Here is an 11,410-nt window from a genome sequence, read left to right as displayed (position 1 = left end):
CACCGCTTCGACAAAACCGCGGGTGTCGGCCGCGGTGACCCCACAACTGCCCGCTTGCCCCGGCAACAAGGGGGATAATTCGGTCCACATCTTATCCGTCAGTAGCGTGCGGTCTGCATTCATAGACGATGAACAGCCACTTAATTGAGAACAGTTCCTAGAGTACTGAGCTGATATAGTTCGGATGAAGGTGGTGTCACGGGGATATCTAAGCTGTTCACCAGAACCGGAATAGCCGGTGATAGACAGCTGTATCCGGCTTTTAGGGAGTTCATCAACGAGCTGAATGCGCACCCAGGCCGGGGCCAGCACGGGCACGCGCACCTGCTCGTTCTTGCGGCCCGGCTTCAGGTCCGGGGCCCAGCTCCAGTCAGTAAAGTAACCCAAATCGGATGAGGCCCGCACGACGTAGGCCGGCTCGCTCGCGGCCTCGAAGCGAAACGAGAACCGCCCCTGCCCATCGGTGGGGTAGACAGGCCCCACGGCCAGACAGGCCCCACGGCCGAGTAGCCGCCCCCGCTGCTGCCCCGCTGCCGCTGCTCGACCTGCACCGTGGTGCCGGCCACGGGCTGGCCCGTTACCTGGTCGACCACCTGCCCGGTTACCAAGGTCGAGCCCGAATCCTTCGCGCAGCCGCTTAGGAGCAGCAGCGCACTGGTTGTAACGGAGAGCAGATAACGCATGAGCACGGAAATTAGTGAAGGGCTAGAAGACAATGCGCACGTTAACCGTGTCAAGCGAGGCGGCATTGATATTCTGACGAGATTGGGTGATAATTCCTTGCTCATTTATAATACCCCAGGATATTACTTTAGTATACTGCGCTGATATAGTTCGGATGAAGGTGGTGTCACGGGTATATCTAAGCTGTTCACCAGAACCCGAATAGCCCGTAATGGACAGTTGGATCCGGCTTTTGGGCGGTTCGTCGACGAGTTGGATGCGCACCCAGGCCGGGGCCAGCACGGGCACGCGCACCTGCTCGTTTTTGCGGCCCGGCTTCAGGTCCGGGGCCCGGCTCCAGTCGGTGAAGTAGCCCAGCGCGGATGAAGCCCGCACGATGTAGTTGGGCTCGCTCTCAGCCTCAAAGCGAAACGAAAACCGTCCCTGCCCATCGGTGGGGTAGACAGGGCCGATAGCCGAGTAGCCGCCCCCGCTGCTACCGCGTTTGCGTTGCTCCACCTGCACCGTGGTGCCGGCCACGGGCTGGCCTGTCACCTGGTCCACCACCTGCCCGGCTACCAAGGTCGGGCCCGAATCCTTCGCGCAGCTGCTTAACACCAGTAGCGCTGCACTAATCGAAAGGAACTTGCAATGAGGCATAGTAGTGAAGATGAAAAGACGAGTGGAACGGGCTAGTTATCATCTTCCGCCAACTGCTCAAGAAGTTGCGAAAAGCTCCGAACGGCACACTACTATTTCGTGCTTGAAGGACCCGTTAAAATCGAATAACCACATCTACCGTGTCAAGACTAGGAATACTCAAGTCTTGATGGCCCTCGACCACCGTTTTTTGAACGTAATCCTTTATTGTCCAAAATACTCTAGAGGGAATATGAGCTCCCATGTAGCGCACATAAGTTTCATCACGCCCTAGCGGAAGGCTATAAGTATCCGAATTTGCATAGCCTGCCACTATTAGTACTCCTTCACCGATAGTGGGCGGCTCGTCGATGATACGCACGCGCACCCAGCCGGGGGCCTGCACGGGGATGCGCAGGTTGCGGTTGGCCTGCCCGTTATCCACCTCCACCCCCTGGTCAACCGAGAAGTGGCCCAGCGGACCGTAGGCGTCCAGCCGGTAGCTCTTGCCCTTGCTGGCCTCGAAGCTGAACGAAAACTGCCCCTGCGCGTCGGCCAGATAGGGCCCGCCCAGCGCCGGGCCGTAGCCCCCGCCGCCCCCGCTGGAGCCCGAGGAAAAGGCATGCACCTGCACTTCGGCCTGGGGCACGGGCTGGCCTGTGTCTTTGTCTACCACTAGGCCCGCGACCAGCGTCGGGCCATCCTTCGCGCAGCCGCTCAGCAGCAGCGCGGTACTAAAGGAAAAGAAAATAAACTGGCGCATGAGCGTGAGTTGACAGGGACATTTCAAATATACCCGCTCACCCAAACTGAACGAAACCAAAAGCACTGGTTATCAGACTTTATAAATCAGCAAAAAACGCATTCAGACAGGTGTAGAAGGCACTTTCTGTCTCTATTCCGCAGACTTTTACGCTACAAAATGCCGCGGCCGGGCCAACTACCGGCGCAGCGCCCGAGCCGGTCAGCTTCTTCCCTAAAACCGGTACCGCAGCTGGGCTTTTATGTCGGAGCGGCGGTTGCCCTGGATTTCGTCGAGGCCCGAGCCCACGGTGTCCTGGTGGCGGTAGTGGGTGTCGGCGTAGCGCAGCCAGAGCGTGAGGTGGCGGTTGACGTCGAACTGGGCCAGTACGTAGGTGCGGGTGCCTTGGCCGGCCAGCACCGGGATAGAGAAGGCGTAGAGCACATCCTGCTCGAACACGTACTGGCGGGTGTCGTAGTCGTCGGTGTCGAAGAGGGCGTAGCGGGCCGAGAGGCGCAGGCGGCGCAGCGGCTGCACGGTTACGTCTTGGGCCAGCACGTAGCCGTGGCTGCTGGGGCCACCGTCGTCGCGGTAGCGGCTGCCCTGCACGCGGGTGCGCAGGCTGAGGCCGGGTAGTGGGTTGGTATCATAATAGAGCAGCAAGCTGCGGCGCTGGGTGGGCACGGGCAGCGGCACGGCGCGCAGCGTGTCGGCGTCGAAGGATTTTGTGCGCTGCCTGATTTGCACGTAAAGCAGGCTGGTTTTGCTGGGGCTGAAGGTAAGACGCAGCAGCCAGTCGTGGCCGGTACTGGGGGCACTGGCTTGGTAGCGCAGCCACGGGAAGCTGAACCGGTCGTAGTAGGCCGAGGCCTCCCAACGGGGTGCGGGGCGCACTTTAAGGCCCACATACAGCCCGTTTTCGTTGATGTTGCGCGAGTTCTCGCCAAACGCATTGCCATAGAGCGTGTGGAAGTTGCGGGCATAATGGCGCTGCAATACCGATATATCCACGCTGGGCGAGAGGCTGGCCAGTAGGCCGTTTACGGTGCCCAGGCCGCCGCTCGAGCTGCGCGCCGTTTCGCCGAACAGCAGCAGGTTGCGCCACACATAGCTGTAGTGCACGCCCAGGGCTAGGTTCCGGTCGCCGCGCAGCTCGTACTGGTTGTACAGCTCGTCGCGGCGCTGCAGGGGTTTGTCGAACTGCGTGTTCACGGCCGTGGCGCCTATCTGCAGGTCGCCACTCAGGCTGGTGTACTGGGCGTGGCCGCCGAGCACTGTTTCCTGCAGGGCGTTGCGGTTAGCCAGTTCGGTGGGCGTGCGGTGGAAGCCGCTCAGCTGCAACCCCGACGTAAACTCCCGAAACTCAGCCAGCGAATCCTGGGCCTGCTGCAGCGAGGCATCGACCCGCTTGCGCGAGCCGAACACCGTGGCCCGCACCGTGGGCGTAACGGCCACCGTGGCCGCTGCGCCCCGAAAAAACGAGTTTTCGAGCACCGACGCGTAGGGCCGCACGCCCACCGAGCTGCGGCGCACAGTGGTAATAGTTTCGGCGCCCTTGCCCACCACAAACCCCGACGACAGCAGCAGCCCCTGCCCGAATTGCAGCTGGTAGTCGCCCAAAGCCAGCGTTTTCAGCCGCCCCCGCTCCTGCACTACGAAGTGAGCCGAATAGAAATCGGCCCCGTAGCGCTGGGTTTTGGGGCTCCAGATGAGTTGCTCACCAGCATCCTTTTCGGCCGTGAAGCCCAAACTGAAGTCGCGGCTCCGGCTCACGCGGTAGCGCAGCAGCAGCTTATCGGGCGAGCCCAGGTAGCGGGTGGCGGGGCGGCCGGTGCTGGTGGTGTCGGCGGGGCCGTAGCCGGGGCGGCCCTGCACGGTGCGCTCGTAGCGCAAAAACAGGGCGTTGTTTTCTTCGCGGGCGATGCGCTGCCAAAGGTTGCCGCGCGCCGCGTTGGGGTCGGTCGTCAGCACGGCTACAAAGGGCGCAATGCGGTAAATGGTGCGTAAATCGAAGCCCTCGATGCTTTGCAGCTCGTACAAACTCAGCAACGGGCCGGTACGCTGGCGGTGCTCCAGCAGGTTCGTTATCTGGGTTTCGGAGAGCAGCAAGAGGCTCCGCAGCTCGTCGCGGGTGGCGGTGTTCAGGCTGACGGGCGTCTGGTAGTAGAGCAGCAGCGTTTCGTAGAGGTCCTCGTAGGCCACGCTGCTCTCGTCGCTCTGGATTTCGGCAAACAGCTCCTGCGTCAGCCGGTCGAGGTCGGGCACGGGCGGGCGTGGGTACTCCTGGGCGCGGGCAGCAGTGGCCCCGAGCAGCAGCCCGGCCATGAGCAGCAGGTGGGGCAGCGGCAGGCGCGGCCTCATGGCTTGCCGGGCTTTTCCCACACGTAGGCGGCGCTTAGCTGCTGGCTCAGGCCCAGGGCCTCGTGCCAGCCGGCGGCGTAATCAATCCGGAAGGCGCCGGTGCGCAGGCCCAGGCCGCCCGTGAGCTGGCTGGTGAGCGTGCTCAGACCGGCCCGCAACGCCAGGGCCGGCAGGGGCTGGTATTCGAGGCCGGCCTTGAAGTCGGCATCCTGCTCCACGTCTTTCTCGGTTTCCAGCAGCAGCAGCACTTTTTCGGCGGGCCGCCAGGCCAGGCCGGCGCGCAGCACGGTGGGCACCCGCTCGTCCTGGTATTCGGCCAGTCGGGCTTGGTTGAGGTTGTAGAGCGTGGCCCCAAACGTGAGCTTGCGCGGAATAATATCGACCTGGCCGCCCAGTGAGGCAGCTACGGCCCGGTGGCTGCCGAGGCCCTGAATGCTGGTTTGCAGCACCTCTACCCGCGCCCCAACCCGCACAGTGCCCAGCTGGTAGCCGTAGCCCAGCCCCAGCCGCTGCTCGGAGTACAGCGTACCCCCAAACCGCTGCGCCGTAACGCCCACTGTGCCATAGCGCGGTGCATCGGCCCCGGCTATGGCGGCCGCCACGCCCGGCACCGGCGCGGCCACGGCATCGGGGCGGCGGTAGCCAACGGGCACGGCTACCACCAACGATACCGTGTTGAGTGAGGGCAGCAGGTAGCGGTTTTCGGCCCCTACGCCCACCGTGGGCCGGCTCAGTTGCCCCAACGCGGCGGGGTTGCCGGCTCCGGCCCAAGCATCGGCTTCCAGCACCGAGCCAACCTGGCCCAACGCGGCCGAGCGGGCACCCCATAAACCCTGGCCACGGGCCATTAGCGGCAGTCCGGCCAACAGAACTACCAGAAAGTAGAGTTTCGCCATAGAGCAGCCGATAAGCAGTTGAGTTGCTGGAAAGTAGATACTCTATTCGGTTACTGCAAGTCTGATAGGCTTATTCCCTTAAAAATTTATTCATTAGTGCTTGTATACCTATAATCTGCGGCTCCCACTTTATCACCACGCTGTAGGGGCGGGGCTTGCCCCCGCCCGCCGTTCACGCCGCTGCAACGGGAATCGTTCAACGGCGGGCGGGGACAAGCCCCGCCCCTACACCGACCTCCACAACCTGGGCTGCCCATGTAGTCATCATGCAACTTGGCTCAACAAAAAAAAAGGACCTTGCCCTGCCGGAACGGCCACGAGGGTAGCGCGTTTCAGCAGGACAAGGCCCTTTGGGTAGCTCAGTACAACGTTCTGCTAGCTTCTAGCTCCTCCGCCTATATCTCCACTTTCAGCGTGGCGGGGCGGGTGGTCTGCTCGAATAGCTCGCCGTGCGGGATGATGGTAATCTGGCCGTATTCCTGCAGCAGCTTGCGGTAGGCGGCAGCAACGGGCCGGGGGTTGCGGTCCAGATCATAGAGGCCACAGGCATTTACGGTACCTTCCTTTACCTCCAGGCCCCGGTTCCAATCAACCTGATCAATAAGCGAATACCAGGTGAAACCAAGCACCGGCACCCCGGTTTTGCGCATCTGCAGAATGTTCACCCACTGTTTCCAGAGCCAGGCCGGAGCTTCGTCGGGGTTGAATATGTTGGTTTCGGTATGCATTACCGGCTTGCGGTAGCGCAGGTAATAATCGTGGGTGATGTTGAACCAGCCCATCACATCGGACGCCACCAACACTTCCCCATCGGGCAGAATCATCTTCTCGTTGCGGCCGTAGTAGTCGTTGCCCATGATCTGGTATCCCGGAGGCTCACCGGCCATAAACCAGTCGTATTCCTGGCGCGTCAACCCGTTATCGTGCAGGTATTGGTACACTTCGCCGTCGGGATGGTGGGCGTAGAGCAGATCGAGGGCCAGAAAGCGCAGCTTGTTTTCCAGCTGAATATGGGGGGTGCGCTCGGTGCGTAGCTCGTGGGTGTACTCGGCCGATTCGCTCTGCACAATCACGCAATCGGGGCGGCGTTTGGCAATCTGCTGGTTGCCCATGATGCTGGCCGCCACCAGGTGCTTGATAGCCGTTACGAAAGCCTCATCCGACTGCAGCTGCTCGTTCCAGATACCATCTTTGGCGCTGAGCTTGGCCGTTACGTAAATCTCGTTGATGGGCGTGTAGTAGCGCACCCAAGGGTAGCGCTCGGCCACGGCCCCGCAGTAATCGGCAAAATGCACCGGCAGCTCAGGGTTCTGGAAATTCCCCAGCCAGTCGGGCACCCCAAAGTGCATCAGGTCCAGAATCGGGGTGATGCCCAGCCGCATCATCTCCCCCATCACCTGGTCCGAAAAATCCCAGTCGTACTCGCCCGGCCCCTTATGAATGCTGTAGTAGGGTAATCCATAGCGCAGCACTTTCAGGCCCATCTCCTGCACCAGTTGCAGGTCTTTTTTCCAGTGCGTGTAGTGGCCGCACTCCTCCAGCAGGTCGCGCCGCACCTTGCCGTGCTCGATGGTGGGATATGAACACTCAATACCGGTGGCAAACATGAAGTTGCCCGGTGTGCCCGTGGGCAGTCCCCGGCCCGAAGTGCCGCCGGCTCCCCCGAATTCGTCGCCCTCGTAATTACCGGTGCCGAAGCGTTTTTTTATAGCTGTCAGGAAAGATTTGGGCATGTTGGCGGAAAGTGAAGTATAAAATAGCAAGCAGAATTCGGCACCCTGCTCAGCAGTACGCACTATCAACCGGTAAAGTCGAGCTTGTTCCCAAATTATCTGATGAGCTTGTTTTCGGGGCCGGGCGTAGTGTTGGCTATAAACTCCCCCAGGGCCCGATATTCGGCGTAGCGGGCGTGGTAGGTCGCGGCCCGCGCCGGGTTGGGCTCGTACTGCTCCGAAAAGCCGCTACCCATGGCCTGCTGGGCTGCTTCTACGCTGGGGTAGCAGCCGGCAGCCACGGCCGCGTACATGGCCGCGCCCAGGGCCGGTGCCTGCTCCGAAGCGGCCACTACTATGCGCCGGCCAAGCACATCGGCCAGCGTCTGCATCAGGTAGCCCGACTTTTTGGCCACCCCGCCAATGGCAATAAGCTGCCGGACGGCTATGCCCTCGTGCTCGAACCGCTCCAGAATGTGGCGCGAGCCGTAGCACAATGCCTCCACCAGGGCCCGGAAAATTTCGGGGGCGCTGCTGCCCATGGTTAAGTTGCGGAGCGCGCCCTGCAGCTGGTGGTTGGCATCGGGCGTGCGGCGGCCATTCACCCAATCGAGGGCCAGTACGGGGCTCTGGGCAAACGGCAGGGCCTGGGCCGCTTCGGTGAGCAGCTCCAGCAGGCTGTCTTCGGCTTCCTGTCGTAGCTCTTCGCGCTGCCGGTCGGTGAGGTTGGCGGTGCGGGCCAGCACCGCGGCCAGCGGCCAGCGCAGCAGTTCCTCAAACCAAGCCAGCAGGTCGCCGAAGGCCGATTGGCCGGCTTCCAAGCCCACAAGCCCCGGCACCACCGAGCCCTCCACCTGCCCACAGATACCCGCTACGGGCGGGCGGGTGGCCAGGTCGGCGGGCGGCACCACCACAATGTCGCAGGTACTGGTGCCCATCACTTTTACCATGGCGTAGGGCGTGATGCCGGCCCCCACGCCGCCGGCGTGGGCATCTATGGTACCCACCGCTACTACGGTTTCGGGGCGCAGGCCCAGCGTTGCGGCCCACTCGGGGCATAAGGTGCCGGCCGCCTCGTCGGCGGGGTACGTTGGCCCGTAAAGGCGGGCGCGCAGGCCCGCCAGCTTGGGTTCGAGTTGGGCCAGGAATTCTTCGGCAGGCAGGCCATCCCACTCGGGGTGCCACATGGCTTTGTGGCCGGCGGCGCAGCGGCTGCGCTTTAGGTCGGCTAGTGGTTGGCCCGTGAGTTCCAGCGTCAGCCAGTCGCAGTGCTCCAGCCACGAGTGCGCCGCTTGGGCCACCCGCTCGTTGTGGCGGCTGATGCGCGTGATTTTCGACCAGAACCACTCCGATGAGTACACGCCACCCGAATATTTGGTATAGTCGGGGCCGCCCCAGGAGCGGGCCAGCTGGTTGATTTCCTCGGCCTCAGCCACGGCCGTGTGGTCTTTCCAGAGGATGAACAGCGCGTCGGGCTCCTCGGCAAATTCGGGCAGCAGCCCCAGGGCGCGGCCCTGCGCGTTTACCGGGCCGGGCGTCGAGGCCGTAGCATCCACGGCCAGGGCCACGATTTGCGCCGGATCATCAACCAGGGCTACCACTTCGCGCACCACTGCGGTGAGGCCTTCGAGGTGGTCGAGCGGGTGCTGGCGGAACTGGTTGAGGTCGGGGTTGCAGAACTGGCCGGCGTCCCAGCGCGGGAAGGCGCGCACGGCGTCGGCCACCTCGCGGCCGGTGGCTACCTCCACCAATAAAGCGCGCACCGAGCTGGTGCCAAAATCGAGGCCGATAACGTATTGCGGGCGGGTTTGCATAGTAAAACAAGAGTGGTGGCAAGCCCTTGGCATACGGCTTCGGGCAGCAAAACGACGCAAAAAGCCCCCGCTGCCATGTGGCAACGGGGGCTTTTTGCAGCGGGGCTTGTTTCTGCCCGCCTTTCATTTCGTTTCAACGATAACCGTTGAATGGCGGGCGGGGACAAGCCCCGCCCCTACGGCAGCCATACCTTACATTTGCGCCGTCTCTTTCTTGTTTTTGCGCTTGATTTTGGTTTTACCGCCGTTGTCGGTTTTTACCTTCATCTTTTCCACGTCGCTCATGTCGGTGCTCATGCCGCCGTTCATGGCCGAGGCAGCGCCCACGCCGGGGTTGGGGCCGTTGTTTTGCAGCGTCATCTCGTCTACGAGGTGCTTGGCACCGCCCAGCTTCTCCACGCACCAGAGCACGTAGCGAATATCCACGTTGATGCAGCGCTTGAGCTCGGGGTCGTAGGCCAGGTCGCCGGTCATGGCTTCCCAGTTGCCATCGAAGGCCAGACCAATCAGCTCGCCGCGGCCGTTGATGACGGGCGAGCCGGAGTTGCCGCCGGTAATGTCGTTGTCGGTAATGAAGGCTACGGGCAGGTTGCCGTCTTTGTCGGCGTAGCGGCCGTAGTCCTTCATCTTCAGCAGCTCGAGCTCCTTTTTAGGCACCACAAACTCGGGGTTGCTGGCATCTTCCTTTTCCAGAATGCCCTGGGCCGTGGTTTTGTAGTCGTACTGCACGGCGTCGCGGCCGTTGTAGGGGCGCACGGTGCCGTAGCTAAGGCGGATGGTCGAGTTAGCATCGGGCGAGTACACCTTCTGGGCGTTCTTTTCGCGCAGGGCGGCTACGTACAGGCGGTTGGCCCGGCCCAAACCGGCCTGCGAGGCCTGCAGCTTGGGGGCAATGTTCTGCACGTAGTTCGTGTACACCGACTGGTAGGTTTTGTAGGCCGGGTCGGCTTCCAGCTTGGCCAGCGAAGGGTTGGCCAGGAAGGCGTTTACCTTGGCTTCCGAGGTCAGGAAAGAGTTGCTGAACACATAGTCGGCGTACTTGCTCATCGAGCCGCCGTACTGCTTTTTCACCGTGGCAAACACGTCGGGCTGCTGGGCAGCGGGCACGTCCTGCATGTACAGGTTCATCAGGGCCGCAAACACCTTCTGGTCGGTGGAGGCACTGTAGTCCTTGAAGTAGTCCTTCGCCGACTCGCGCAGGGCCTCAGTGGCCTTGCTGATGGCACCTTTGTCGCCGCTTTTCAGGGCGTTGGCCAGCGGCATCATGCGGGCGGCCAGCGTCACGATTTCAGTGCCGAACGCGCCTTCGTTAACGTACTGGCTGCTCAGGTTGTACTGGCGCTGCACTTTGTAGGCCTCCTCAATAGTACCCAGTGCCTCGCCGTACTGCTGCTGGCGGGCGGGGTCCTGGGCAATCCACTGGGCCAGGGCGGCTTCTTCGGCCTTTTTGGTATCAACAGTCTTCAGGCGCTTCATGCCCTCGTTCTGGCCGATGAAGTACTTCCAGTAGTTGGCAATGTTGGCATACTTGCTGGCGTACTGCAGGCGCAGATCAGGGTTCTTGTCCATGTCGGCCTTCCAGATTTTCAGGCGCGTATCGCGGAGCTTGATGCGGGCGGGGTTGCTTTCGTCGAGCGTGAGCTGCAGGCCGGCGGCGGGCAGAAAGCGCTGGGTGCGGCCAGGAAAGCCGAACACCATAGCGAAGTCGCCTTCCTGAATGCCCTGCATGGCTACGGGCAGGTGTTTTTTAGGTACGTAAGGCACGTTGCCTTCCTGCGCACCGGCAGTGGGCTTGTTGTTTTTGTCGGCGTACACCCGGAACATCGAGAAGTCGCCGGTGTGGCGGGGCCACATCCAGTTGTCGGTGTCGCCGCCGAACTTACCTACCGCTTCGGGCGGGGCACCCACCAGGCGCACATCACCGAAGCGCTGGTACACGAACAGGTAGTACTCGTTGCCGCCGAACATGTCGCGCACGTAGGCTACGTACTGGCCGTTTTCCTTGGCTGCCTCGGCGGTTTCGCGCTGGCGCTGCTGGATGGTGGCCATGCGCTCCTGCTCGGGCGTGGCGGCCGTAATGCCTTCCAGCATCTTGGCCGACACGTCTTCCATGCGCACCAGAATATCCACGAACAGGCCGGGGTTCTTCTTCTCGTCGGCCTTGGTGGCGGCGTAGAAACCGTTTTGCAGGATGTTGTCCTGGGGCGTGCTGTTGCTCTGGATGGCGTCGTAACCGCAGTGGTGGTTGGTGAGCAGCAGGCCCTGGGAACTCACGAATTCGCCGGTGCAGAAACCGCCGAGCTGCACCACCGCATCTTTCAGCGAGGCATTGTTAACGTCGTAAATTTCTTCGGCCGTCAGCTTGAGGCCCTTCTTCTGCATGTCGGCCTGGTTGAGGCGCTTGATGAACATCGGGAGCCACATGCCCTCATCGGCGCGGGCCGTGAAGGGGAGCAGCAGCGTCAGTAGCAGGGCTTTCGCCCAGTTATTGGTGCGCATAAAGGTTGGTAAGGGTGGGAAATATGTTTGGGCGAAGTTACGGTTTATCGTTCGGATGCCGGTTTCCCGCAGAGGACGCCGTGT

The 11,410-nt window shown here is 62.0% G+C and carries 8 protein-coding genes and 1 pseudogene; all 9 read right to left on the bottom strand.

What is annotated here, in order from left to right; all coding sequences use genetic code 11:
* Positions 1 to 387, bottom strand: a pseudogene (locus J7E24_RS17075) (hypothetical protein); the annotation flags it as partial.
* Positions 348 to 683, bottom strand: a complete 336-nt coding sequence (locus tag J7E24_RS17070; RefSeq protein WP_215139328.1) for a hypothetical protein — start codon at positions 681 to 683, stop codon at positions 348 to 350. The gene J7E24_RS17070 and the pseudogene J7E24_RS17075, both read right to left, overlap by 40 nt.
* Positions 684 to 705: 22 nt before the next feature.
* Positions 706 to 1,323: a carboxypeptidase-like regulatory domain-containing protein gene (locus J7E24_RS17065; protein WP_215139327.1), complete on the bottom strand. Its 618-nt coding sequence runs from the start codon at positions 1,321 to 1,323 to the stop codon at positions 706 to 708.
* Positions 1,324 to 1,438: 115 nt separating this feature from the next.
* Positions 1,439 to 2,065, bottom strand: a complete 627-nt coding sequence (locus J7E24_RS17060) for a hypothetical protein (protein WP_215139326.1) — start codon at positions 2,063 to 2,065, stop codon at positions 1,439 to 1,441.
* Between the two features lie 213 nt (positions 2,066 to 2,278).
* Positions 2,279 to 4,405, bottom strand: a complete 2,127-nt coding sequence (locus tag J7E24_RS17055) for a helix-hairpin-helix domain-containing protein (RefSeq protein ID WP_251047255.1) — start codon at positions 4,403 to 4,405, stop codon at positions 2,279 to 2,281.
* Entirely contained in the window at positions 4,402 to 5,301 is a 900-nt protein-coding gene (locus J7E24_RS17050) for a hypothetical protein (RefSeq protein ID WP_215139325.1), read from the bottom strand. Before J7E24_RS17050 ends, J7E24_RS17055 begins: the two co-directional genes overlap by 4 nt.
* A 395-nt stretch (positions 5,302 to 5,696) precedes the next feature.
* Positions 5,697 to 7,034, bottom strand: coding sequence for a family 1 glycosylhydrolase (locus tag J7E24_RS17045; RefSeq protein WP_215139324.1), 1,338 nt, complete (start codon positions 7,032 to 7,034; stop codon positions 5,697 to 5,699).
* Positions 7,035 to 7,129: 95 nt separating this feature from the next.
* Positions 7,130 to 8,827 (bottom strand): ribulokinase, encoded by a 1,698-nt coding sequence (locus J7E24_RS17040; RefSeq protein WP_215139323.1) that lies wholly within the window; start codon positions 8,825 to 8,827, stop codon positions 7,130 to 7,132.
* A gap of 192 nt (positions 8,828 to 9,019) precedes the next feature.
* On the bottom strand, positions 9,020 to 11,326 hold the full coding sequence (locus J7E24_RS17035; RefSeq protein ID WP_215139322.1) for a S46 family peptidase: 2,307 nt from the start codon (positions 11,324 to 11,326) through the stop codon (positions 9,020 to 9,022).
* Positions 11,327 to 11,410: the final 84 nt, after the last annotated feature.

The sequence above is a fragment of the Hymenobacter sp. ISL-91 genome (assembly GCF_018613725.1).
Classification (GTDB): domain Bacteria; phylum Bacteroidota; class Bacteroidia; order Cytophagales; family Hymenobacteraceae; genus Hymenobacter.
Note: the sequence above shows the minus strand (reverse complement) of the source record. Positions and strands in the feature narration are given on the sequence as shown.